General features: G+C 63.9%; 20 protein-coding genes. 6 read left to right on the top strand and 14 right to left on the bottom strand.

Going from position 1 to position 23401, the window contains the following annotated elements; all coding sequences use genetic code 11:
* Window positions 1–4: 4 nt before the first annotated feature.
* The 9 genes from ACW9IN_RS25355 to ACW9IN_RS25315 form a co-directional block, all read right to left on the bottom strand.
* On the bottom strand, window positions 5–1015 hold the full coding sequence (locus ACW9IN_RS25355; protein ID WP_457368411.1) for a FecCD family ABC transporter permease: 1011 nt from the start codon (window positions 1013–1015) through the stop codon (window positions 5–7).
* On the bottom strand, window positions 1012–1959 hold the full coding sequence (locus ACW9IN_RS25350) for an ABC transporter substrate-binding protein (RefSeq protein ID WP_457368410.1): 948 nt from the start codon (window positions 1957–1959) through the stop codon (window positions 1012–1014). The genes ACW9IN_RS25355 and ACW9IN_RS25350 overlap by 4 nt, the downstream gene beginning before the upstream one ends.
* Window positions 1956–2744 (bottom strand): ABC transporter ATP-binding protein, encoded by a 789-nt coding sequence (locus ACW9IN_RS25345; protein ID WP_457368409.1) that lies wholly within the window; start codon window positions 2742–2744, stop codon window positions 1956–1958. The genes ACW9IN_RS25350 and ACW9IN_RS25345 overlap by 4 nt, the downstream gene beginning before the upstream one ends.
* A gap of 78 nt (window positions 2745–2822) precedes the next feature.
* On the bottom strand, window positions 2823–4931 hold the full coding sequence (locus ACW9IN_RS25340; protein ID WP_457368408.1) for a TonB-dependent receptor: 2109 nt from the start codon (window positions 4929–4931) through the stop codon (window positions 2823–2825).
* Window positions 4932–5080: 149 nt separating this feature from the next.
* The gene (locus ACW9IN_RS25335; RefSeq protein ID WP_457368407.1) at window positions 5081–6463 is read right to left on the bottom strand and encodes a PepSY-associated TM helix domain-containing protein; all 1383 of its coding nucleotides are present in this window, start codon (window positions 6461–6463) and stop codon (window positions 5081–5083) included.
* 117 nt (window positions 6464–6580) lie between these two features.
* Window positions 6581–8650, bottom strand: coding sequence for a TonB-dependent copper receptor (locus ACW9IN_RS25330; protein ID WP_457368406.1), 2070 nt, complete (start codon window positions 8648–8650; stop codon window positions 6581–6583).
* Between the two features lie 93 nt (window positions 8651–8743).
* Window positions 8744–9145, bottom strand: a complete 402-nt coding sequence (locus ACW9IN_RS25325; RefSeq protein WP_457368405.1) for a DUF2946 domain-containing protein — start codon at window positions 9143–9145, stop codon at window positions 8744–8746.
* An 11-nt stretch (window positions 9146–9156) separates the two neighbouring features.
* Entirely contained in the window at window positions 9157–9639 is a 483-nt protein-coding gene (locus ACW9IN_RS25320) for a copper chaperone PCu(A)C (RefSeq protein ID WP_457368404.1), read from the bottom strand.
* A 46-nt stretch (window positions 9640–9685) separates the two neighbouring features.
* Entirely contained in the window at window positions 9686–10081 is a 396-nt protein-coding gene (locus tag ACW9IN_RS25315; protein WP_457368403.1) for a DUF2946 domain-containing protein, read from the bottom strand.
* Window positions 10082–10669: 588 nt separating this feature from the next.
* Between ACW9IN_RS25315 and ACW9IN_RS25310 the strand changes: the two genes are divergently transcribed.
* Window positions 10670–10918 carry a DUF6124 family protein gene (locus ACW9IN_RS25310; protein WP_457368402.1) on the top strand — a complete coding sequence of 83 codons (249 nt, stop codon included), beginning with the start codon at window positions 10670–10672 and terminating at the stop codon, window positions 10916–10918.
* A gap of 133 nt (window positions 10919–11051) precedes the next feature.
* Here ACW9IN_RS25310 and ACW9IN_RS25305 read toward each other — a convergent pair whose 3' ends face one another.
* Window positions 11052–11771, bottom strand: coding sequence for a cobalt-precorrin-6A reductase (locus tag ACW9IN_RS25305; protein WP_457368401.1), 720 nt, complete (start codon window positions 11769–11771; stop codon window positions 11052–11054).
* Window positions 11768–12973 carry a precorrin-6y C5,15-methyltransferase (decarboxylating) subunit CbiE gene (cbiE, locus tag ACW9IN_RS25300; protein WP_457368400.1) on the bottom strand — a complete coding sequence of 402 codons (1206 nt, stop codon included), beginning with the start codon at window positions 12971–12973 and terminating at the stop codon, window positions 11768–11770. Before cbiE ends, ACW9IN_RS25305 begins: the two co-directional genes overlap by 4 nt.
* Before the next feature lie 38 nt (window positions 12974–13011).
* On the opposite strand from cbiE, the gene cobG reads away from it, so the two are divergent.
* The 5 genes from cobG to ACW9IN_RS25275 all read left to right on the top strand — a co-directional run bounded on the left by cobG (window position 13012) and on the right by ACW9IN_RS25275 (window position 18357).
* Window positions 13012–14358, top strand: coding sequence for a precorrin-3B synthase (cobG, locus tag ACW9IN_RS25295; RefSeq protein WP_457368399.1), 1347 nt, complete (start codon window positions 13012–13014; stop codon window positions 14356–14358).
* On the top strand, window positions 14351–14977 hold the full coding sequence (locus ACW9IN_RS25290; protein WP_034126410.1) for a precorrin-8X methylmutase: 627 nt from the start codon (window positions 14351–14353) through the stop codon (window positions 14975–14977). Before cobG ends, ACW9IN_RS25290 begins: the two co-directional genes overlap by 8 nt.
* A complete protein-coding gene (locus ACW9IN_RS25285) occupies window positions 14974–15708 on the top strand; it encodes a precorrin-2 C(20)-methyltransferase (protein WP_457368398.1) in 735 nt (244 codons plus the stop codon). Before ACW9IN_RS25290 ends, ACW9IN_RS25285 begins: the two co-directional genes overlap by 4 nt.
* Window positions 15708–17345: a precorrin-3B C(17)-methyltransferase gene (cobJ, locus tag ACW9IN_RS25280; RefSeq protein ID WP_457368397.1), complete on the top strand. Its 1638-nt coding sequence runs from the start codon at window positions 15708–15710 to the stop codon at window positions 17343–17345. Before ACW9IN_RS25285 ends, cobJ begins: the two co-directional genes overlap by 1 nt.
* A gap of 235 nt (window positions 17346–17580) precedes the next feature.
* Window positions 17581–18357 carry a hypothetical protein gene (locus ACW9IN_RS25275; protein ID WP_457368396.1) on the top strand — a complete coding sequence of 259 codons (777 nt, stop codon included), beginning with the start codon at window positions 17581–17583 and terminating at the stop codon, window positions 18355–18357.
* Here ACW9IN_RS25275 and ACW9IN_RS25270 read toward each other — a convergent pair.
* The 3 genes from ACW9IN_RS25270 to purD all read right to left on the bottom strand — a co-directional run bounded on the left by ACW9IN_RS25270 (window position 18354) and on the right by purD (window position 23302).
* Window positions 18354–18950, bottom strand: coding sequence for a MarC family protein (locus ACW9IN_RS25270; RefSeq protein ID WP_457368395.1), 597 nt, complete (start codon window positions 18948–18950; stop codon window positions 18354–18356). The two genes, ACW9IN_RS25275 and ACW9IN_RS25270, sit on opposite strands and share 4 nt — an antisense overlap.
* Before the next feature lie 186 nt (window positions 18951–19136).
* The gene (locus ACW9IN_RS25265) at window positions 19137–21908 is read right to left on the bottom strand and encodes a response regulator (protein WP_457368394.1); all 2772 of its coding nucleotides are present in this window, start codon (window positions 21906–21908) and stop codon (window positions 19137–19139) included.
* A 101-nt stretch (window positions 21909–22009) separates the two neighbouring features.
* Window positions 22010–23302 carry a phosphoribosylamine--glycine ligase gene (gene purD, locus ACW9IN_RS25260; protein ID WP_457368393.1) on the bottom strand — a complete coding sequence of 431 codons (1293 nt, stop codon included), beginning with the start codon at window positions 23300–23302 and terminating at the stop codon, window positions 22010–22012.
* Between the last annotated feature and the right edge of the window lie 99 nt (window positions 23303–23401).

Raw genomic sequence — 23401 nt, 5'->3', positions numbered from 1 at the left:
AGCTCTAGCGCTTGCGCATCAACCCGATAAAAAACAGCCCGCCAATCGCCGCCGTCGCCACGCCAATCGGCAAATCCTCAGGGGCGATCAGGGTGCGGGCGGCCACGTCCACCCACACCAGAAACAGGCTGCCGAGCAGCGCGCACACCGGCAATAAGCGCCGATGCTCGGCGCCCACAAGGCGCCGGGCAATGTGCGGCACCATCAGCCCGACAAAGCCGATGGAGCCGCTGATGGACACCAGCACGCCGGTCATCAAGGAGGCCACCAGGAATACCTTCAGGCGCACATTGCGCGCGTTCAGGCCAAGCGTCACGGCGGTCTGTTCGCCGGCCATCAGCGCATTCAACGGCCGCGCCATGCCCACCAGCACCAGCAAACCCAGCAGCACGGTGGCGCCGGGAATGGCCAGCAGTTCCCAGCGGGCCAGACCGAGGCCGCCGAGCATCCAGAACATCACCGCCGACGCGGCGCGATGGTCGCCCATGAACAGCAAGAGGTTGGCTGCCGCCATCATCACGAACGATACCGCCACGCCGCACAGCAGCAGGCGGTCACTCTCCAGCCGCCCGTTGCGACTGGCTACCGCCAGTACCACCAGCATGCTCAGCAGCGCGCCGATAAAGGCGGCGATGGGCAGGGTCAGCAGGCCGACGATTTCACCCACATGCAGCACCACGATCACCGCGCCCAGGGTGGCGCCGGAGGTGACGCCCAGCAGGTGCGGGTCGGCCAGCGGGTTGCGTGTGACGGCCTGCAATACGGCGCCGATCAACGCCAGCCCGGCGCCGACCAGTGCGCCGAGCAACATGCGCGGCACGCGAATCAGCCACACGATATGTTCCTGCCCGGCCGACCCATTCACCTCACCCACGCCAAAGGCTTTGAACAGCACGATGCGCCACACCACCTCCACCGGCACCCGCGCCGGGCCAAAGCCCAGGGAGATCACGCAAGAGACCAGCAGCACCGCCGCGAGGGTGGCGAGTAAAAAGGCGTAGCGCCGGGTGATCATTCGCCGTGGAACCCCTTGGCCAGGGTTTCCACCGCCAGCACGTTGTCGATCCCCGGTGTGGCCTGCACATAAGGGACCACGATAAAGCGCTGGTTGCGGATGGCGTCCACCGCTTGCAGCGCCGGGTTGTTGAGCAGGAACTGTTGTTTCTGCTCGGCGGTGATTTCGCTGTAGTCGACGATCACGATCACTTGCGGGTTGCGCTCCACCACGGTCTCCCAGTTGACCCGGGTCCAGCTGGCGTCCACATCCTCCAGAATGTTGCGCCCGCCAGCCGCGTCGATCAGTGCCTGGGGCATGCCCAGGCGGCCGGAGGTCATGGCACGGTCTTCACCGCTGTCATACAGGAACACCCGTGGCTTGTCGGCTGGCAGGTCCTGGCGCACGTTGGCCACCTGCGCCTGCATCTGGGCGATCAAGGCATTGGCGCGGTCCTGCACGTCGAAGATCTTGCCCAGGTTGCGCAGGTCGTTATAGGTGTCGTCCAGCGTGGCGGCCGGGCGTTTCATCACGAACGCGCAAGACTCGGTCAGCTCGTACACGTTGATGCCCAGCGGTTGCAGGGTGGCGGGTGTGAGGTCACCGCCCACGCGCATGCCGTAGTCCCAGCCGGCGAAGAAGAAGTCCACATTGGCATTGAGCAGGGTTTCTACCGATGGGTACTTGCTGGCCAACTCCGGCAGGCCGTCGAGGATTTCGGCCATTTCCGGGGTCACCGACTTCCAGCCGGTCACGCCGCTGTAGCCGGCCATGTGCGACTTGAGCCCCAGGGCGAGCATCATCTGGGTCATGTTGATGTCGTGGCTGACCGCGTGTTTCGGCGCTTCCTGAAAGGTCACGTTGCGGTTGCAGCTTTTGACGGTCACCGGGTAATGGGTGGCTTCGGCGAAGGCTTCGGCGCTGCCTGACAGCAGAGCGACAGCCAGGAGGGTGCGCAGGATCATGGTTGGATTATCCAGGTGATTCGAGGGTGGCCGGACAGGGGGTGGGTGTCGATCAGGGCTTCGACGCCGAACACCGTGCGCAGCAAGTCGACGGTGAGTGCTTCCTGGGGCGTGCCGCTGGCGACGATGCGTCCGTGGTCGATCACGTACAGGCGGTCGCAAAAGGCGGAGGCGAGGTTCAGGTCATGGATGCTCGCCAGGGTGCCGATGTTCAGGCGCTTGACCTGGCGCAGCAACTCCAGCTGATAGCGCGGGTCGAGGTGGTTGGTGGGTTCGTCGAGGATCAGCAGTTGTGGCTGCTGGGCCAGGGCGCGAGCCAGGATCACGCGTTGTTTTTCACCGCCCGAGAGCGTCGCGAAGGCGTGGTCTTCGAAGCCCTGCATGCCGACGGTTTCCAGCGCCTGCCGGATCAGTTGCTGGTCCTGGGGCGTGTCACTGTCGAACAGGCCTTTGTGCGGCGTGCGGCCCATGGCGACCACTTCATCCACCCGCAGGCCGAACGCATCCGGAAACTCCTGCAACACCACGGCAACGCGTTGCGCGCACCACTTGGCGCTTTGCTTCCACACGTTCTGGTGGGCGAGCGCCACGTCGCCCTGGTCAGGCCTGGTGAACCGATAGGCGCAGCGCAACAGGCTGGTCTTGCCGCTGCCATTGGGCCCGATCAACCCGACGAACTCACCTTCACCGACCTGCAGGCTGGCCTCACACAGGTGAAACGAGTGACGGCAGTGGCCGTGAACCCGGGGCGTCCAGGTGAGGCGGGTGAGGGTGAGTGCGGTCATCGTGTCTCTCGACTTAAACATCGATCAAAATGTGGGAGCAGGCAAGCCAGCTCCCACAGGTGTCTATGTAATGTTCAGTTAGAAGGTGTAATCCGCCGTGACGAAGAACGAGCGTGGCTCGCCCAGGATCCACTGTTGACCGTCGTTGTACTGGCTCACGGCGTAGGTGCGGTCGAACAGGTTGTTCAGTTGCAGGCCCAGGGTGGTGTTGCGCAGGGCTTTCCACGACAGGGTGGCGTCCACCACGGTGTAGCTCGGCAGTTCGTTCTGGTTGGCCATGTCGGCATAACGCGCGTCGACATAACGTACGCCGGCACCGGCGCGGATATCGTCGGTCACCGCCTTGCTCAGCCACAGGTTGGCGGTGCGGCGCGGCACGTCCACCGGGCGGTTGCCGTCGCGGGACACGGGAGTGCCGTCGACTACCTGGGTGAAATCGTCGTATTGCGCATGCACGATCGCTGCGTTGGCTTGCAGTTGCCAGGCATCCGCCAGTTGCAGGTCGAGGCTGGCCTCCAGGCCGCGGGAAGATTGCTGGCCGACTTGCTGCTGATGGTCCGGGTCGCCCGGTGTGTCGGTGAGCAGTTTCTTTTTGACGATGTGATACGCCGCCAGCGTCCATTCGCCACGGTTGTTCCAGAACGCCTGTTTGATGCCGATCTCGGTCTGCTTGGCGGTGGACAGGTCGAACTGCTGCTGGCCCGGGCTCAGAGAAATCAAACCGCCGACCCCGTCGGTGCTGGTGGCGTACTGGCCGTAGACCGAGGTGTCCGGGGTGATTGCGTAAACCAGGCCGGCCTTCCAGTTATTGCCGGTGAGGGTCTTGTCGGCCTGGCTGCCGTCACGCAGGTTGTCACGGTCGATGTGGGCATAATCGCGACGGATGCCGGTGATCAGTGAGAGCTGGTCGGTGAGCTGCAAGCGGTTTTCGGCAAAGCCCGCGAGGGTTTTGGTGGTGGACGCGAACAGCGGCTTGAACGGGTCCCGGCTTTCGAACGGCGCAGGTTGTGGAGAGTTCACATCGATCGGCTGGCCGCCGCTCAACACGTCGTTGAACGGCGAGTTGCTGGCGAGGCGGAAGCGGATGCGGTTGTATTCCACGCCGGTCACGGTCTGGCTGTCGAGGCCGAACAGCGTGTGCTTGAAGGTGAAGGTCTGGCGGTCGCCGACCTGTTCCTGATTGTGCTTGATGCCGAAGTAGCCGCTGCGGGTGAGCTGGCCATCGGTGAAGTTGTAGTTTTCGGCGTTTTGCCAGCGGCGCTGGTTTTTCAGGTAGTACAGCTCGTTGGTGGCGCTGACGCTGTCATTGATCTGCCATTCGCTGGTCAGGCGTGTCCACTGGTCGTTGTAGTGCTGGGTATCGTCGCTGACGTTGTAGTTCTTGTCCCGCAGGCCTTTATGCAACTGGCCGTTGATCAGCGGGGTGCCGAAGTAGTTTTGCGGGCGTTGGTCGCCATAGTCGCTGGCCAGGGTGAAGCTCAGGTTGTCGGCTGCTTGCCAGCGCAGGGCGCCGCTGACGAAGTCGCTGGCCGAATCGCCTCGGTCGACGAAGCCGTTGCTGCGCAGGCGATTGAGGTTCAGGCGGTAGCTCAAGGTGTCGGTCAGCGAGCCGCCGCTGTCGAGGGCTTGCTGTTGACGATCATAGGAGCCATAGCCCAGGCGGATATGGTTTTCGATTTCGCCTTCGAACGGCTTTTTCGGCACCGTGTTGATCACCGCACCGGTGGCGCCTTCGCCGTACAGCACAGAGGCCGGGCCGCGCAGCACGTCCACGCGTTCCACCGACCAGGTGTCCACCGGGAAGGTCGAGGTGCCCATGCCCATGTACATGCGGTTGCCGTCGTACAGCTGCATCACCGAGCCCTGGCCGGTAAAGCCTCGGGCCGACAACGAGGTGCCGCCGTCGCCTGGCGAGCCGGTGCGGCTGATGCCGGTGGCGCGGGAAATCGCGTCCTGCACGCTGGCGTCGCCTCGTTCGCGGATCTGCGTGCCGGTCTGGCTTTCCACGCTGCCCGGAGTTTGCAGGGCCGTGAGGTTCAGGCGCGAACCGGCGGTGGTGGGGGTGTTCAGGTCGACGTGTTCGTCGTCCACGGCGGGTGCGGTCACGGGGCTGGCGGGCAGGGTCAACGCGTGGGCGCTGCTGTGCAGGGCGAGCAGGCAGAGGCCGGACGCAAGGTACTTGTTCATCGGTCGATCAGTCTTCTTGAAAGGGGCTCGCCGCCTGGGCGCGGCGAGCAACGATAACGCAGAAAGTGTTATAAGTTAACACTTATTGGCTGCGGGACAAAAGTCGCGCAAGGCTACAGAAGCCCTCTGCCATGGGCATCTCGCTGGGTTCATGCTGAACCTGAGGCAGATTCATGTTGGCCAAAAAAGCGCGACAGCACCAGCCGATCCAGTGCCCACACCGCGATCAATGAGGCACCCACCAGCGGGAAAATGATCGCCAGCGCCAGCATGATCGCCATCGCGGTTTTCCACTTCGGCAGGTCGTGTCGCAACGGCGGAACGCCCAATCCGCCTTGCGGGCGACGCTTCCACCAGATCACCACACCGCTGACGGCGCTGAGCAGAATCATCAGGCAGATCAGCAGCACGATCAGTTGATTGACCCAGCCGAACATCTTGCCTTCGTGCAGCATCACGCCGGCCTCCGTTGCGCGGGCGACGGTGTTGTAATGTTCCCAGCGCACATCGGCGAGCACCTTGCCGGTGTACTGGTCCACGTGCAGGGTGGCGTCATTGCGCGGGTCGTTGGCGAACACCGCGATGGTGAACACGCCTTCGGCGGTGGTGGGCAGGGTGATGCTGTAGCCGGGCTCGACCTTGCGTGTATTGGCCAGGTCGACGACCTGTTGCAGACCCAGCGCCGGCGCGGCAGGCCCTGAATGCGCGGCGCCGTGGTTCATGTGTTCGGCGTGGTCGCCGGACATCGGCATCGGTGTGTTTTCCATCGCCCAGGGTACGGTCTGCTGGCTGGCGGTATTGAGGACGCGGGCCTGCTGGTCGGACTGCGGCACGTTGTTCCACATCGCCGCCGGGAACCTGTTCCACAGGTCGGCGTACTGCTTGCCCCAGAAACCGGTCCAGGTCATGCCGCTGAGCAGCATCACCAGCAACAGCGCCGCGCCCCAGAAACCGGTGACCGCGTGCATGTCGCGCCAGAACACCCGGCCCCGCGTGCTGAACCGCGGCCACAGCACCCCCGCCGACGTCTTGCCGCGCGGCCACCACAGGTACAGGCCCGACACCACCAGCATCACGCCCCAACCGGCGGCAAGCTCCACCAGACGATCGCCGACGGTGCCGATCATCAACTCACCGTGCAATGCGCGGGCGATGGCTTGCAGGTTGTATTTCGAGTCCTGCTCGCCGAGGACGGTGCCGCGATAGGGATCGACGAACAGCGTGACCTCACGCCCGTCCTTGCGCATGACGAATTGCGCGCTGCCGTTGGCGTCGGCGGGCGGCAGGTATTTGCTGATCGCGGCTTGAGGGTAGGCCGTCCGTGCGCGTTGCAGTTGTTCGTCGGCACTCAACATGTGCCCGGCGGGTTGGACCTTGAGCAGGTCGCCGTACATCAGCGGATCGAGCTGGGGCTTGAACAGGTAGATGATGCCGGTCAGGGCCAGCAGCACCATGAAGGGGGCGACGAAGAGCCCGGCGTAGAAATGCCAGCGCCAGGCCAGGTTGTAGAAGGAAACTTTTTGGGTGGTCATCAGGGATGCTCCGCAAAGGCTTGAGATTTTTTTGTCAGTTATGCAGCCATCGCGGGCAAGCCCGCTCCCACAGGGGAATGCATTTCAAGTGTGGGAGCGGGCTTGCCTGCGATGCTTTTAGAAGCTCATGTCCACCTTGGTCCAGAGCGTTCGCCCCGGTTCCTTGATGGCCTGTGGGTCACTGGCCGGGTAGCCGAACCCGGCGTTGCCGGCCAGGTTCAGGTGCTCGGCGTAGGCCTTGCCGAACAGGTTGTCGACGCCGGTGCTGACCTTGAAGTGTTTGTTGATGCGGTACGCCGCGTTCAGCGAGAACACGCCAAACCCCGCACTCTTGTCGAAGTCCTTGCCGACCACGTTGCCCTTGTTCGGGTCGATGCGGTTTTGTGCGGCGACTACACGCCATAGCGCACCGGCGCTCCAGTCGTCCTCGCTGTAGGTGAGGCCCAGACGCGCATCCAGCGGCGGGATCTGCGGCAGGGCCTTGCCGTCGCTGCTGTTCTTGCCCCAGGCGTAGGCGAGGGTGGCGTCGGCTTTCCAGTGGCGTGTCAGCTTGTACGCCGTGCCCAGTTCGCCGCCCATGATGCGCGCGTCGACGTTGCGGGCCTGGGAGGTGGTGCCCATCATCCCCGGCTGGTAATCGAAGAGGATGAAATCGCGCACCTGGCCCAGATAAGCCGAGGCCCAGGCTTCCAGTTCAGCGGTTTTGTATTGGGCACCCACGTCGAGCTGGGTGGTTTTCTCGGGCTTCACGCCGTCGAAGGCATTCACCGAACCGACCGCGCCCGTGTTGGGCGAGAACAGCTCCCAGTAGTCCGGGAAGCGCTCCGAGTGGCCCAGGCCGGCATAGACGGTGGTGGGGCTGTCGGCCAGGTCGTGTTCATAGCGCATGAAGCCCGAGGGCAAGGTATCGGCACGGGTGTCGTCGGCGGTGGGGTTGACGCGGGTGCTCATGCCCGAACCCAGGGTCTGGCGAAAGTCCTTGGCCGAGGCGCGGTCCAGGCGCGCGCCGGTGATCAGGCGGTCACGGTCGGCGGCGTACCAGGTGAGTTCGCCGAACACGCCGTAGTTGTGGAAGTTGGCGTCCTTTTCCCGGGGCAGGTCCTTGTAGGTGTCGATGCCCATGCTGCTGCGCTGGCGGTGTTCGTTGGTCTGTGCATCCAGGCCGCCGATCAGTTGCATATCAGCCCAGCGCCAGGTGGCCTTGATGCGCGCGCCGAGGGTGCGGCGGTCGACGTTGGACGCCATGGGCCCGGCCATCATGCCGGTGCCGGACGGGACGCGCAGGCTGTAGTTGTCCATCACATGGTCGGCGTAGTTGTAGTAGACCTGGGCTTCGACTTTATCCAGCACCTCGCCGATGTTCGACTTCTCAAAGCGCAACCCCAGGCTTTCGCGCAGGAATTGCGAACCATCCATGCCGCGCCCGGCGTAGCGCGCTTCACCATCGCCACGGCCTGCGGTGAGTTCCAGCAACGTATCGGCATCGGGGGTGAAACCCACGGCCACATCGCCGTTCCATTTGTCATAGCGCGAGGCGACGGTGTCATTGTTGCCGTCCTTGTAGTCGTCGGCGTGGGCCTGGTTGCCGATCACGCGCACGTAGCCCAGCGGCCCGCCGGCAGCGGCGTCGATGACCTTGTCGAAGCGCCCATTGGAACCGGCCAGCACACTGGCGTTGAGGCGCGTACCCAGCTCGCCGAACTGCTCCGGCTCGCGCTCGAACAGGATCGTGCCGGCTGACGCGCCAGGGCCCCACAGCACGGTTTGCGGGCCTTTGATCACGGTGAGCTTGTCGTAGGTTTCCGGGGAAATGTACGAGGTGGGCGCGTCCATCCGGCCCGGGCAGGCGCCCAGCATCATGCTGCCGTTGGTGAGGATGTTCAGGCGCGAGCCGAACATGCCGCGCAGCACCGGGTCACCATTGGTGCCGCCGTTGCGTACCAATGCGAAGCCGGGGATGGTCTTGAGGTAGTCGCCGCCATCGCTGGCGGGCACCGGTTGGCGTGGGTCCTTGGGGTTGGTGACCACGGTGAGCGGTGAGCTGGGGGCGATCGCGGTGATCACGGTGGGGCTCAGTTCGTGTTCAGCGTGCTCGTCGGCGTGGGCCTGTGGAACCATAAGCGCGCCGCAGAGAACGGCGAGCACGGGAGAACTTCCCAAACGGGTGTCAGCAGAAAACCTGGACATGACAAATTCCATCAATCAATCGTAAACAACACGGCCAGCAGCCTGAGGCGGTCTGTCTGAAGTCGGCCGGGATGGAGTAACGCTGTGAAGCGCTTACGCGTCGATGGGCGGCGCGCGGCTGCGGGCGCCGGGGAAGATGCTCTGCCGGGCATGGCCCAGGCGTGTGGCGGGGGTGAGGGCGTTGGCGGGCGGTGGGCTGCCCAGGGTGAATATTGACGTGCCGCCGGGCAGGGCGGGGCAACTGTAGAGCAGGTCGCAATAGCCGCACTTGGACCAGAGGGCGTGGTGTTCGTCAGGTGCCTTTTTGTGATGGGAATCGCCGTGGTCCATCGGCATGTCCATGGGCATGCTCATCGACATACCGGCGTGATGGTCCATCGGCATCGCCTGGGAAATCAGCGGTCCGATAAAGATCATCAGCATGGCGAACAGGCTGATCCAACTGCCGCGTCTTACGCGGGCGTGTGGAGAAAACCTGGCGCGAGGGGCGCCCATCGACTGTCAGCCTATTGCGGGTGCTTGTGCCCGTGGCCGGCCATCGGCGGGACTTTCTGTACCGACACTTGCACCTCGATCTTGCCGGCGTTTTTGAAGTTGAGCGTAAGCGGGAATTGCTTGCCGTCGGTCAACAGGCTGCGGTCTTTGATGCCCAGCAGCATTACGTGATAGGCCATGGGGGCGAAGGTCAGGTCACCCTTGGCCGGCACCGCCACGCTGGGCACCAGTTGCATCTTCATCAGGTCGCCCTGCATCACATGCTCATGCAACTCGGCCTTGTCTGCCACCGGCGTCTCGACGCTATCCAGACGGTCCGGGGTTTCGCCCTGGTTATGAATCACGAAGTAGGCCGCGACCGTCGGGGCGTTCGGCGGCAACTCCTGTGACCAGGGTTCACTGACTACCAGTTCGCCGACCTTGTAGTCATCGGCATTGGCAGCGACACACACCGGCAGCAACAACGCCGCCAGAAGCAGGGAAGATTTGAGCATGGCAGTTCTCCAGAACGGTTCTAAACGCAGTTCACTTGCGAAGAAATCAGACCGTTGGAGAGGCGCGCGGGTTGAGGCTCGGCCATTGCTGGCGCGGGGTCGGGCCTTGCAGCCGGGGCGGCGGCAAGCGCTGTGAGGTATTGAATTGGGTGAGGTACAACTGCGGGACATGCCCCGGCAGCGCCACCAGCGGCGCCGAGCCTGAGCAGCACCAGCAATGCTGCATGGTGGAATGATCGTCCTGCTGCGGCGCCGGAATCTCCAGCTTGCCCAGGGCAATCGTCTTGAAACTCGCCCCGTTGGAGGAGCAGAAACTGCCCCACAGCAATTGTTGCACCGGGTCCTGGGACTGCTGCATCGCCCCGGCCATCGGCATGGCAAAGGCGTTGAACAGCACTGCAAAGCAGGCGATCCACACAATTGCAAAGCGTTGACGGGCCATGGCGGACAATCCGTAGGGTTAAACGATCAGGCGGGTATTTAGCCTGATCGTAGGGGATAAGTAAAAAGGGGCGGTGTGGTTTGGTGTCGCAGTGCCAGTGGTTGAGGATAGACGGGAACTGAGATGTTGCCGATATCAAGGACAACGCGGTGCTAAATGTGGGAGCGGGCTTGCTCGCGAATGCGGAGTGTCAGCCAATACATCGGGTGACTGACACGCCGTCTTCGCGGGCAAGCCCGCTCCCACATTTTGGATTGCGCTCGGCTCGAATATGGAGTCATTCGACAGAAATATCCGACAAGCCTTTAAGGTTGCCCCTAGGAAACTCGATCTCTAGTCTCCGTGCACCGCTGCAAACTCAGCGGCCGGGCGTCGCGGCCCGGGTTCCTATGGACGCTAAGCGTCATCGTCTGCTTTCAGTTGGCGCTTTTTTAGCGTCTACTGTGCGGCGCTATGGCGGCTGTGCGCGGGATACCTTCGGGTATGCCGGGTTTCCTTAGGACCGGTCCGCGAACCTGCGTACAGCTGCCACCCTCTATCGCGTCGCGGCGAATCAGTGGCAGCTCCACTTTCCTAAGGAGCTTCACAATGATCAAACCCACCCCCAATCCCCCCATCCGGCTATTCACCGTAGCCGACGGCATCAGCACCGAAGACCTGCTGGTCAACCTCAGCGAAACCCTCGCCTCGGCCAATGCGCTGAGCTGCGATCTTGCGTTTAACCTGGAAGGCTCGAAGCGAGAGGAGTTGTTGGGCGTTGCGCAGTTGATTGAGCTGGCGCAGTTGCTGGCTGATCGTGTGCACAAGGGCTGCGGCCCAGCGACAACTGCAGCCTGACAACACCGTCCAAATGTGGGAGCGGGCTTGCCCGCGATTGCGGTACACCGGTTATAGATGAGTTGGCTGACAGGACGCTATCGCGGGCAAGTCGAATCGTCGCACCGCCGCTCCCACAGGGGATCGGTGGTGTTTAGAGCGTGGTGATTGCCTGCAGCACCGCAGCCACGTTGGTGAACTCCCGATCCACCGCCGCCAACACCGGTCGCTTCAATACCAGCACCGGCACCCCACGCTCGCGCGCCACTTCCAGCTTCGGCTCGGTGGCCGTACTGCCGCTGTTCTTGCTGATCAGCACATCAATGCCACGTCGCTCAAACAACACACGCTCGTCCTCGATCAAAAACGGCCCGCGCGCGCCGATCACTTCACACCGCTCGTTCCCCGGGTACGCATCCAGCGCGCGCAGCGTCCAAAACTGTTCGGCGGGGATTTCGTCGAGGTGCTGCAACGGCTCACGGCCCAGCGTGAACAGCGGACGTTTGAAGGGTTTGAGCGCTTCGATCAAAGAGGCCCAATCGCTGACCTCACGCCAATCATCTCCCGCTTGCGGCTGCCACGCCGGTCGTCGCAATGCCCAGCAAGGAACGCCACATACCTGCGCAGCCTCGGCAGCATTGCGGCTGATCTGCGCCGCATACGGATGGGTCGCGTCGAGAATCAGGCCAATCCCCTCATCGCGAACAAACTGCGCCAACCCCTCGGCGCCGCCGTAACCACCGACTCGCACCTGGCAGGTCAGGTCATTCGGCACACGACCAACACCGGCCAGACTGTAGATATGTTCCGGCCCCAAGGTGCGAGCAATGGCCAGCGCCTCAGTCACGCCGCCCAGCAGCAGGACGCGCTTCATAACGGCTTGACCACGTCCAGCAAGGTGATCGGCAACGCCTGGCGCCACGTATCGAATTCCCCCAGCGGCTGCGCCTGGGCCACATGAATGCGCGTCAGCTCGCCGCCATGTCGCGCACGCCAATCCATCAAGGTCATTTCACTTTGCAGGGTTACAGCGTTGGCGACCAGGCGCCCGCCTGGTCGCAGCTGTTGCCAGCAGGTGTCGAGCACGCCGTCGCGAGTGACGCCGCCGCCGATGAAGATGGCGTCCGGCGCTTCCAGGCCGCTTAACGCCTCGGGCGCCTTGCCGCGAATCAGTTGCAGGCCGGGCACTCCGAGGGCGTCGCGGTTGTGTTCGATCAAACCCTGGCGGCCTTCATCCGCTTCAATTGCCAGCGCGCGACAGCTCGGATGGGCGCGCATCCATTCAATGCCGATAGAGCCGCAGCCCGCGCCCACGTCCCACAGCAATTCGCCGGGCATCGGTGCGAGGCGGGCGAGGGTCATGGCGCGGACATCGCGTTTGGTCAGTTGGCCGTCGTGCTTGAAGGCTGAATCCGGCAGGCCCGCCAGACGCGACAGGCGCACAGCCTTCGGGTCAGATGCGCAGTCGATGGCAACCAGATTCAAATCGGCGACCGAAGCGTGTTGCCAATCCGCAGCCAGCCCGTCGATGCGCCGCTCATCGGCGCCGCCGAGGTGTTCAAACACAGAGATGCGGCTCGGCCCAAACCCGCACGAAGCCAACAACGAGGCAATCAGCGCCGGGCTGCGACCATCATTGCTCAACACCAACAACCGCACGCCACTGGCCAGATGCGCATTCAGCGCCGCCAACGGCCGGGCCACTACAGACAACGTCACCACGTCCTGCAACGGCCAGCCCAACCGCGCCGCTGCCAGGGACACCGACGACGGTGCGGGCAAGATCAGCAACTCATCCGCCGCCACCTGCCGCGCCAGACTCGCGCCCACGCCATAAAACATCGGATCGCCGCTGGCCAGCACGCACACCGGTTCGCCGCGCCGCGCCAGCACCGGGTCCAACGAGAACGGGCTCGGCCACAACTCACGCTCGCCGCGAATACACACCGGCAACAGGTCCAACTGGCGCCGAGCACCTATAATCCGCGTGGCGCGCAACAGGGCATGTCGGGCATTCCTGCCCAGCCCCTTGAAGCCGTCTTCACCGATGCCTACAACCGTCAGCCAGGGCGACATATGAATTCCTTGAACGACATCCGACGGGCAGGCTTTTCATGCCGTCGGACAAAGCAGGCATAATACCGCGCCTTTACCCGTCAACCGGTAGCCCCGTGAAACCAACGCCCGCTGTGAATACCTTGCGCCCCTCGGCTTGTCCGGGGTTGCTGCGTATTGTCCAGGCGCTGGACGGCGGCATTTGTCGGGTCAAACTGGCCGGTGGCTGCATCACCGCAGAACAGGCCCACGCGGTGGCGGATGCAGCGCAGACCTATGCGGGTGGGGTGATCGAGGCCACCAACCGCGCCAACCTGCAGATACGCGGGATCGGCGCCGAAGAGGGCGCCCTGATCGACAGGCTGCTGGCCGCAGGACTGGGCCCCAGCAACGCCGCCGGCGACGACGTGCGCAACCTGATGCTCAGCCCCAGCGCCGGCATCGACCCGCAGATGCTGTTCGACACGCGCCCGCTGGCCGGAGCGATCCTGAATACCCTGCAACACCATCCGCGTTTCCATGAGCTGTCGGCCAAGTTCGCCGTGCAACTGGATGGCGGTGAGGCGCTGGCGATGCTCGAACATCACCATGACCTGTGGCTGTCGGCGTTCGTGCGCGATGGCCAGACGCTGCTCGCGTTCGGTCTGGCGGGTTGCCCGGGGCTGGATGCGCCGGTGGCCGCCGTGCCATTGGAGCAGGGCCATGCGTTGGTGGTGGCCGTGCTGGAAGCGTTTCTCGACCTCGCCACGCCCGCGCAAACCCGCATGCGTCATCTGGCTGTGGATAAGTTATTGAGCCGCCTCAGCCTGCCATTACTGGCGCCGGACGGCTTCAAACGCCCGCCCAGCAGCGCTTTGCTGCACCTCGGCACTTATCCACAAGCGCAAAAAAATCTGTTCTACGTTGCGGCCATTGCGCCTTTGGGGCGCCTGGATTCGGCGATGCTCAAAGGCGCGGCACAACTGGCCAGCGAGTACGGCGACGGCACCCTGCGCTTCACCCCTTGGCAAGGCTTGCTGCTGCCCAACGTCGAGAAACCGCAGGCCGTGACCGAGCGCCTGGCGCAGCTTGGCTTTCTTTGTTCGGTCGACCAGCCCCTGTCCCACATGACCGCCTGCACCGGCTCCAGCGGTTGTGGCAAAGCACTGGCCGATACCAAGGCTGACGCGGTGCAACTGGCTGAGCTGCAATCTGACCACGATGTGCACCTGTCCGGCTGCCCCCGTTCCTGCGCCGCGGCGCACACCGCGCCGGTGACCTTGCTGGCGGTGAGCCCCGGTCGCTATGACCTCTATTTTCGCGATGCCGCCTACCCAGGCTTTGGCCGGCTGCACGCGCGCAACCTTTCCATAGAAGCGACGGGCGCCCTGCTGCGCGCCCGCCCACGGAGCAACACCGATGATTGATTACATCCGCGACGGTCAGGAGATCTATCGCAACTCCTTCGCCATTATTCGCGCGGAAGCCAAATTGGACCGTATCCCGGCTGATCTGGAAAAGCTCGCGGTGCGCGTGATCCATGCCTGCGGCATGGTCGAGGCCATCGACGGCCTGCAGTTCTCCGAAGGCGCAGGCAAGGCCGGGCGCGATGCGCTGGCGGCCGGCGCGCCGATCCTGTGCGATGCGCGGATGGTCTCCGAAGGCGTGACCCGTGCGCGCCTGCCGGCCAACAATCCAGTGATCTGCACCCTGCGCGACGACAGCGTGCCGGAGCTGGCGCGTGAGCTGGGTAATACCCGCTCCGCTGCCGCGCTGGAGTTGTGGCGCCCGCACCTGGAAGGCAGTGTGGTGGTGATCGGCAACGCGCCGACCGCGTTGTTCTACCTGCTGGAAATGCTCGACGCCGGCGCCCCTAAACCGGCGTTGATCCTGGGCTTTCCGGTCGGGTTTGTCGGCGCCGCCGAATCCAAGGCCATGCTCGCTGCCGACAGCCGGGGCGTGCCGTTTGTGATCATGCAGGGTCGCCTGGGCGGTAGCGCCATGGCCGCCGCAGCGGTGAATGCCTTGGCCACGGAGGTCGAATGATGCAGGTACGCGGACGTTTGATCGGCCTGGGCGTGGGCCCCGGCGACCCGGAACTGATCACCCTCAAGGCTTTGCGCCTGCTGCGCGAGTCGCCGGTGGTGGCGTACTTCGTGGCCAAGGGCAAGAAGGGCAACGCCTTCGGCATCATTGAGCAGCACCTGGTGCCCCAGCAGACCCTGATGCCGCTGGTGTACCCGGTGACCACCGAGGTGCTGCCGGCGCCGATGTCCTATGAGCAGGTGATCAGCGATTTCTACGACCTGGCCAGCCTCGACGTGGCCGCGCACCTGGACGCGGGCCGCGATGTGGCGGTGATCTGCGAGGGCGACCCGTTCTTCTACGGTTCCTACATGTACCTGCACGACCGCCTCGCCGAGCGCTACGAAGCGCAGGTCATCCCCGGTGTCTGCTCCATGCTCGGCGGCGCCTCGGTGCTGGGCGCGCCGCTGGTGTACCGCAATCAGAGCCTGTCGGTGCTTTCGGGTGTGCTGCCCCATGACGATCTCAAACGCCGCCTGGCGGACGCCGACGCGGCGGTGATCATGAAGCTGGGCCGCAACTTTCCCAAGGTGCGTCAGGTGCTGGAGGAACTCGGTCTGGCCGGGCGGGCGCTGTATGTGGAGCGCGCCACCATGGCCAACCAGAAGATTGTGCCGCTGGACGAGGTGGAGCCGATGTCGTCGCCGTATTTTTCGCTGATCATCGTGCCCGGTGAACGGTGGCAAGGTTGATGCGCCCGGCGATTGTGATTCTGGGCCAGGGCAGCCTGGCCACTGCGCGCAAGATCCAGCAGGTGTATCCCGGCGCGGTGATCCACGGCCTGACCGGGCGTGTCGAGGGCGCGGACCAGCGCTACAGCGAATTCGGCGCCACGCTGCGGCAGCTGTATCAGCAAGGCACGCCATTGATTGTGCTGTGCGCGGCGGGCATCGTGATCCGTACTCTGGCGCCGCTGTTGCTGGAAAAAGGCGAGGAGCCTGCGGTGCTGGCCGTGGCCGAAGACGGCAGTGCGGTGGTGCCGTTGCTCGGTGGCCTGGGCGGTGTGAATGTCATGGCGCGGGAAATCGCTGCTGCGTTGGAGGTCGCCGCTGCGATTACCACCAGTGGCGAGCTGCGCTTCGGCACCTGCCTGCTCAACCCGCCGCGCGGCTATGAATTGGCCGACCTGGAGCTGGGCAAGCGCTTCGTCTCGGATTTGCTGGCCGGCGAAAGCGTGCGTATCGAAGGCGCGGCGCCCTGGCTGGATCAAGCCCACTTGCCGCAGGACCAACAGGCGCGCCTGGCGATCCATGTAAGCAGTGCCGAGCGCCCGCCCGCGCCCCATGAATTGCGGATCTACCCGAAGAATGTGAGCGTCACCTGCAAGCCTGGCGCGCAACTGGCCGAGCGTGTGCGCACCGCATTGCATGAAGCGGGTATCGCCGTGCAATCCCTGGCGTGCCTGTTGGCCAGTGACACGCAGATGGCCGAGGCGTCGCTGCATGAAGCGGCACTGGCGCTGAACGTGCCGCTGCGTTTCACCAACATCGGCCAGGAGGCCGATATCGTGGTCAGCGTTGCCGAGCAGCCGCTGGATCTCTCGCAAGTCGGTCGCGTGCGTGGCCGTCTTGCGGTGATCGGCCTGGGACCCGGCGCCGCCGAGTTGATGGTGCCAGCGGTCAAGGCTGAACTGGCGCGTTGCACCGATGTGCTGGGCTATGAAACCTATGTGCGCATGGCCGGGCCGTTCCGCGAGGATCAGGTGCAGCACTGCACCGATAACCGTGAAGAAATGCAGCGCGCGCGCCATGCCTTCGAATTGGCGGCGCAAGGCCGTTCGGTGGTGGTGGTGTCGTCCGGTGACCCGGGCGTCTTCGCCATGGCCGCGGCGGTGATCGAGGCATTGCACGAGTCCAGCGACCCGGCATGGCATCAGGTCGACCTGGAAATTCTGCCGGGTGTTTCGGCCAGCCTGGCCACGGCCGCCCAGGCCGGTGCGCCGCTGGGCCATGACTTTTGCGTGATGTCGCTGTCGGACAACCTCAAGCCGTGGTCGATCATCGAAAAGCGCCTAGACCTGGCTTCCCAGGCCGACCTGGCGCTGGCGTTCTACAACCCGATCTCGCGTTCGCGTCCCTGGCAGTTGGGACGCGCGCTGGAAATCGTCGCGCTGCATCGCGCGCCCGAGACGCCGGTGGTGCTGGGCCGTGATATCGGCCGCCCGGGGCAGACCTTGCGTGTGACCACGCTGGGCCGGTTGACCCCGGACCAGGTCGACATGCGCACCATGGTGCTGATCGGTTCGTCCACCACCTGCGTGTTCCCACGGGCCGGTGGCGGAGAATGGGTGTATACGCCGCGCTGGTATGGCGAAAAACCAGCCTCCTGAAAACGCACCGCCGTACGCCGGAAAGCTCCGAATACCCCAGGGATTCTCCTGCGGTCGTTCGGGGCTTTTTCTTTTTTACCCGACGAAAACCGGAAGGCCCACGGGTGTCCCGCAGGAATGCTGGACGCCGGGTTTGGAGCGTGGGCACTGAGGGATGTTTGTCGTCTGGAAAGCCTGTCAATCACTGGACTAGTGTGAGGGCAAGCCCCGTGTGGGGTGTTTGTGGAGAAGGTAAATGGAGCGACATCACAAAAGGATCAACAGTACAAAGCGGCGCAAGCTGATTGCGGCCTACAAGCTGCCGGGGGCGCCCGGTGCCATTGCGCCGCTGCCGGTCAACGTCGAGGACGACAGCAACGCGGCAGTGGTCAACAACGGGGTGATTTCGTTTGTCGAGGGGGTGTCCGGGCTGAACCGTGAGTACATCCGCAAGAGCTACCTGCTGGCCAGCAGTTACGTCAGCGACGTACTGAAGGTGCAGCGGGGTACGGAGGCGTGGTACGACGAATTCATCAAGGTGATGATCAGTCTGGGTTGGCTGCCGGTGCGCAGCTGCTTCGAGCGGGTCTCAAGCGCCGGCAAGGGGCTGAGTGTGCAGTTGGCGGCACTGAACATGATTGCGGCATTGACCGCCACATCACTGGCAGGTCCCTTGCTGGCGGCACTGCCGAAGCTGGCGGCGGATGCGTTGGAGGCAATGAAACAGCAGCCGGCGTCGTTCGAATTGTTCAAGCGCAACAGCAGCGTGCATCAGGGCGGCGATTTTGGCCTGGCGTCCTGCGCGCAAACGGAGGGCGAACTGATGATGATGCTGGTGACCTACAGCACACGCGGTGTGAGCAAACAGGTGGGGTTGCCCTTCCTGGAATGGGACAGTTCCTCGTTCGAGGCTTTCAGCGGCCAGACTTGCCTGGTGCTGAACACGTCGGTGGTCAACGAAAAAACGATCCAGTTGATGCGCGAAAGCGCGGGCGACAAGGTGCAACTGGCGATTGCCAAGTACCGGATCTAGGGCACCAGGTAGCCACGTACCCCGGTAAAGATGATTTGTGCGGCCAGGGCGCAGACGAACAACCCCATCAGGCGGCTGACGATCTGCAAACCCTGGTCGCCGAGGATGCGTTCGATACGGTTGGACAAATACAGCACCACGCCCACCGTGAGGCTGGCCAGGGCAATGCTGACGATGGCGGTGAGTTTGTCATCCCAGTGCGGCTGGCTGACGCCCATGACCAGCAACGCACCGATGGTGCCAGGGCCGACGGTGAGGGGGATGGTCAACGGTACGATGGTCACGTCCTGCTGCACGTTGTCGGTCTGCACCGCCGACTTGCCCTGGGCCATGCCCAGGGCCGAGATGAACAGCACACTGCCGGCGCCGATGCGGAAGGCATCCACGGTGATGCCGAATACGTTGAAGATGACGCGGCCGAACAGGTAGAGCAACACGCTCGAGACCAGGGTGGCCAGTGCCACTTTCCACGCCAGGCGCCGCCGTTCCTTGCTCGAATAGCCTCGCGTCAGGCTGATGAAGCAGGACAGCACGAAGAAGGGGCTGTAGAGCACCAGCATTTTCAGGTAGACGCTGAATAACACGTGGAGCATGGGGGCGGCTCGCGGCAGGAAGGTCCGAGGGAGTCTATCAGGCGTACCCACTTTGGAGGAGTCAGCTTCTGTGGTGAGCAGGCTTGTCCTGCGCTGGGCTGCGAAGCGGCCCTGATCGGTCAATGTGGGAGCTGGCAAGCCAGCTCCCACAATGGGCTGTATTTCAGGTCGGGCGGGAACGATCGGTCAGGAAGGCGCATGTTCAGGGCGCTGTTGGCGCTGCGCGACCCAGAATTCCACCAACTCGCGCAATTGCGACAGCTCCACCGGCTTGGCCATGTGCCCGTCCATCCCGGCCTGGCGCGCGCGCTCCTTGTGTTCCGACAGAATGTGCGCCGTGAGGGCCACGATCGGTGTACGGATCCGTTGGTGGCTCACCTCCCACGCCCGCAGTTGCTGGGTGGCGGAGAAACCATCGAGGATCGGCATTTCGCAGTCCATCAGCACCAGGTCGTAGCGCTGGGCCTTCATCGCTTCCAGCGCTTCTTCGCCGTTGCTGGCGGTGTCCGGGTTGAGGTTGAGCTTGCCGAGCATGCCGCGAATCACTTTGGTGGAGATGCTGTTGTCTTCGGCCACCAAAATGCGGAAGTCAGTGGGCACGGTCACGGCTGCCGGGGCGCTGAGGGCCGGGCGTGTGTGCGTGCCGCCTTTGCTGCGCTGGGTCAGCTCGTCGGCCAGGGTGGTCTTGAGCGTGTAGCCGGCCACCGGTTTGGCGAGGATGCGCTTGATCCCGCAATTGCGCGCGATGATCTTGCTCGGCGCGTTGCTGATGCCGGTGAGCATGATCAGCAGGATGTCGTGGTTCAGGCTCGGGTCTTCCTTGATCTTCGCTGCCAGTTGCATGCCGGTCATGCCGGGCATGTTCTGGTCCAGCAGCACCACGTCGAAGTAATCGCGCAGGTGCGCCTTGGTGCGCAACAGGGCCAGGGCTTCCTTGCCCGATGGCACGGCGCTGACGTTGAGGCCCCACGCCGTGCATTGCTGCACCAGCACCTTGCGGCAGGTGTCGTTGTCGTCCACCACCAGCACGCGCGCGCCCTTGAGCGGGCCGTCGAGGTCGGAGGTCGGATGCTCCAGGCGCTCCGGGTCCAGCGGCAGGGTCAGCCACAGGGTGCTGCCCTGGTGGCTGCCGCTCTTGATGCCGAACTCGCCGTTCATCAACAGGATGAGCTGGCGGGCGATGACCAGACCCAGGTGGCCGCTCAAGCGAGTGGCCGAGAGGAAGTTCTTGCTGTGCAATTCGCTGTGCAGCAGGGCGTCGCGCTCGGCGGCTTCCATCGGTACGCCACTGTCCTGCACAGCGATGCGCAGGCGTGGCTTGGTGCTGCGTTCGTCGAGGGCGACGACGATCAGCACTTCGCCCTCATCGGTTTTCTGCAAGGCATTTTCCAGCAGGCTCAACAGCGCCTGGCGCAGGCGCGTCGGGTCGCCACTGATCACGCGGGGCACCTGGGGCTGGATAAAGCTGATCAGCTCGACGTTCTGCTGTTCGGCCTTGGCGCGGAAGATGCTCAGGCAGTCTTCGATCAGCGCATTGAGGTCGAATTGCACGTCGTCCAGCTCGATCTGCCCTGACTCGAGCTTGGAGATATCGAGAATTTCGTTGATCAGCGTGAGCAGTTCATTGCCGGCGCTGTGGATGGTCTGCACGTAGTCGCGCTGTTTCACCGACAGGGGGGTGCCCAGCAGCAGTTCGGTCATGCCCAGCACGCCGTTCATCGGCGTACGGATTTCGTGGCTGATCTTCGCCAGGAATTCGGCCTTGGCCGCGATTTCGGCGTTGCTGGCGGCCAAGTCGCGGCTGAGGCTGAAACGTGTCTCGACAATGGCGCGCTGGCGCTCGCCCAGGGCCAGGCTCATCAGCAGGCCGCTGAGGCAGATGAAACCGAGCAGGGTCACGATCAAGCCTTGCGGCGCCACCAAAGTGAGGCCGAGCAGGGCCGGCAGGATGATCAGCGTGCCGATGTTGAACACCACCATCGCCGCCACGAACAGGCGCGCGGGCCGGTAGCCTTTCTGCCAGTGGTAGGCCGAGACGAACAACATGCTCAGGCCCGCCAGGGCCACCCGGGCGTAGGTGATGATGTTCAGCGGCAGCGTGTTGACGAACAGCAGCAAGAGGCCGCACAGCACGATGAGCAGGATGTCGGCCATCAGCAGCTTGTTCAGCGGGTGCGGACCCAGGGGCATGAAGAAGCGATAGGCATACATCAGCCCGCAGGGCGCGGTCAGCAGCAGGGCGAGGTAGGCGCCCGGAGTCTGTACGGCGTGCCAGTTGGGCAACCACGGGCCCACCAGGTTGAGCAGCAGCGCCAGGCTGAGCATCAACAGCAGTTCGCAGGCCGCCAGCCACAGGCTGCTGCGGGAACGGTGGTAGGCGAAGCGGGTGAGGTTGTGCAGGATCAGCATCAGCAGACAGCCGAACAGCAGGCCGTAGATCAGCGTCTGGTTCTGGTCGGCGGCGGCGAAGACTGCCGGTTCCAGGGTGATATAAGGACGCAGCTCGTGTTCCGACACCAGGCGCAGATAGACCTCGAGGGGCTTCTGGCTCTGGGGCATCGGCAGCATGAAGTCGCTGCTGGGCAGCGGGCGCTCGGCCTGGGGCTGTCGGGTGCCGGTGCTTTGTTGCTCCACCAGGGTGTCGCCGTCGAGGACGTAGAGGCTCAGGTGGGACAGGTCGGGCGCGAAGACCCGCAGCAGTTGTTCGTGCTTGCCGGGTTGCAGCTTGAAGCGTACCCACAACGCGCCGTCCGGCGCCGCGGCGGTAATGCGGTCCAGTTCGATGGGGCTGAATTGGTTGGTGTAGCGGGCGGAACGGATGTCGCTCAGTTGCAGGTCGGCCTGTTCATCAAACAATACTGCCCAGCCACTGCCTTGCGCGGCGGCCTGGGCCGGGAACAAGCAGAGCAGCGTCAGCAGACTGACTGTGAAACCTATGGCGATCCTGAGCCAGCGCACGGCGAAATCCCTTCGTAGGTTGATGCACGGGTTAACTATGCGCGGGGTGGCCTGCAAACGGCAAGGGCCTGGGGCCCTTGCCTGACCGAACGAATAGCTACTTACTGGTTCTCGCCACGTTCACGGGCAATGGCGCGATAGCCGATGTCCTTGCGGTAGAAACAGCCTTTCCAATCGATCTTCGCCGTCAGCGCGTACGCCTGTTGTTGCGCGGCGTCGACGCTGGCTCCCATCGCGGTGGCGCAGAGTACGCGGCCACCGGCGGTGACGACCTTGCCATCCTTGAGCGCGGTGCCGGCATGGAACACCTTGCCTTCCAGCGTAGCAGCCGCGTCCAGACCTTCAATCACGTCGCCCTTGGCGTAATCGGCCGGGTAGCCGCCGGCGGCCAGCACGATGCCGACGCTCGGACGTGGGTCCCATTGTGCTTCAACCTTGTCCAGGGCCTGGGCGAGGGCGGCCTCCACCAGCAGCACCAGGCTCGATTGCAGGCGCAGCATGACCGGCTGGGTTTCCGGGTCGCCGAAGCGGCAGTTGAACTCGATGACTTTCGGGTTGCCGGCCTTGTCGATCATCAGGCCGGCGTACAGGAAGCCGGTGTATACGTTGCCTTCATCGGCCATGCCGCGCACGGTCGGCCAGATCACCTGGTCCATCACGCGCTGGTGCACGTCGGCGGTGACCACCGGGGCAGGGGAGTAGGCACCCATGCCGCCGGTGTTCGGGCCGGTGTCGCCGTCGCCGACGCGTTTGTGGTCCTGGCTGGTGGCCATCGGCAGTACGTTCTTGCCGTCGACCATCACGATGAAGCTGGCTTCTTCGCCGTCGAGGAATTCCTCGATGACCACCCGCGAACCGGCGTCGCCAAAGGCGTTACCGGCGAGCATGTCGCGCACGGCGTCTTCGGCTTCCTGCAGGGTCATCGCCACGATCACGCCTTTGCCGGCGGCCAGGCCATCGGCCTTGATCACGATCGGTGCACCTTTTTCACGCAGGTAGGCCAGGGCCGGCTCGATCTCGGTAAAGTTCTGGTAGTCGGCGGTCGGGATCTTGTGACGCGCCAGGAAGTCCTTGGTGAACGCCTTGGAGCCTTCCAGCTGGGCAGCGCCAGCGGTCGGGCCGAAGCAGTCCAGGCCACGGCTGCGGAACAGGTCCACCACGCCGGCTACCAGCGGCACTTCCGGGCCGACGATGGTCAGGGACACGTTCTTTTCAGCGAAGTCGGCCAGTTGCTCAAGCGCCAGTACGTCGATGGCAACGTTCTCGCACTTGGCTTCGATGGCGGTGCCGGCGTTGCCGGGGGCGACAAAAACTTTCTGAACGCGTGGGTCCTGGGCAACTTTCCAGGCCAGGGCGTGTTCACGGCCACCGCTGCCAATGATCAAAACATTCATTTCAAAAACCTCGGATGACGCAAATTCTAGGGTACACCGTGGGCTGCTTTTCTGTGGGAGCTGGCTTGCCTGCGATACGGGCGACTCGGTGTATCGGAT

The organism is Pseudomonas sp. SDO5271_S396 (assembly GCF_054071795.1).
Note: the sequence above shows the minus strand (reverse complement) of the source record. Positions and strands in the feature narration are given on the sequence as shown.

Bases quoted from the DNA above. Each gene is read 5' to 3' on its own strand.
- ACW9IN_RS25315 (WP_457368403.1), bottom strand. From the start codon at position 10,081: ATGGCCCGTCAACGCTTTGCAATTGTGTGGATCGCCTGCTTTGCAGTG.
- ACW9IN_RS25285 (WP_457368398.1), top strand. From the start codon at position 14,974: ATGATGCAGGTACGCGGACGTTTGATCGGCCTGGGCGTGGGCCCCGGC.
- ACW9IN_RS25275 (WP_457368396.1), top strand. From the start codon at position 17,581: ATGGAGCGACATCACAAAAGGATCAACAGTACAAAGCGGCGCAAGCTG.
- ACW9IN_RS25355 (WP_457368411.1), bottom strand. From the start codon at position 1,015: ATGATCACCCGGCGCTACGCCTTTTTACTCGCCACCCTCGCGGCGGTG.
- ACW9IN_RS25305 (WP_457368401.1), bottom strand. From the start codon at position 11,771: ATGAAGCGCGTCCTGCTGCTGGGCGGCGTGACTGAGGCGCTGGCCATT.
- cbiE (WP_457368400.1), bottom strand. From the start codon at position 12,973: ATGTCGCCCTGGCTGACGGTTGTAGGCATCGGTGAAGACGGCTTCAAG.
- ACW9IN_RS25340 (WP_457368408.1), bottom strand. From the start codon at position 4,931: ATGAACAAGTACCTTGCGTCCGGCCTCTGCCTGCTCGCCCTGCACAGC.
- ACW9IN_RS25320 (WP_457368404.1), bottom strand. From the start codon at position 9,639: ATGCTCAAATCTTCCCTGCTTCTGGCGGCGTTGTTGCTGCCGGTGTGT.
- ACW9IN_RS25270 (WP_457368395.1), bottom strand. From the start codon at position 18,950: ATGCTCCACGTGTTATTCAGCGTCTACCTGAAAATGCTGGTGCTCTAC.
- cobJ (WP_457368397.1), top strand. From the start codon at position 15,708: ATGCGCCCGGCGATTGTGATTCTGGGCCAGGGCAGCCTGGCCACTGCG.
- ACW9IN_RS25325 (WP_457368405.1), bottom strand. From the start codon at position 9,145: ATGGGCGCCCCTCGCGCCAGGTTTTCTCCACACGCCCGCGTAAGACGC.
- ACW9IN_RS25330 (WP_457368406.1), bottom strand. From the start codon at position 8,650: ATGTCCAGGTTTTCTGCTGACACCCGTTTGGGAAGTTCTCCCGTGCTC.
- ACW9IN_RS25345 (WP_457368409.1), bottom strand. From the start codon at position 2,744: ATGACCGCACTCACCCTCACCCGCCTCACCTGGACGCCCCGGGTTCAC.
- cobG (WP_457368399.1), top strand. From the start codon at position 13,012: ATGCCGTCGGACAAAGCAGGCATAATACCGCGCCTTTACCCGTCAACC.
- ACW9IN_RS25290 (WP_034126410.1), top strand. From the start codon at position 14,351: ATGATTGATTACATCCGCGACGGTCAGGAGATCTATCGCAACTCCTTC.
- ACW9IN_RS25350 (WP_457368410.1), bottom strand. From the start codon at position 1,959: ATGATCCTGCGCACCCTCCTGGCTGTCGCTCTGCTGTCAGGCAGCGCC.
- ACW9IN_RS25310 (WP_457368402.1), top strand. From the start codon at position 10,670: ATGATCAAACCCACCCCCAATCCCCCCATCCGGCTATTCACCGTAGCC.
- ACW9IN_RS25335 (WP_457368407.1), bottom strand. From the start codon at position 6,463: ATGACCACCCAAAAAGTTTCCTTCTACAACCTGGCCTGGCGCTGGCAT.
- purD (WP_457368393.1), bottom strand. From the start codon at position 23,302: ATGAATGTTTTGATCATTGGCAGCGGTGGCCGTGAACACGCCCTGGCC.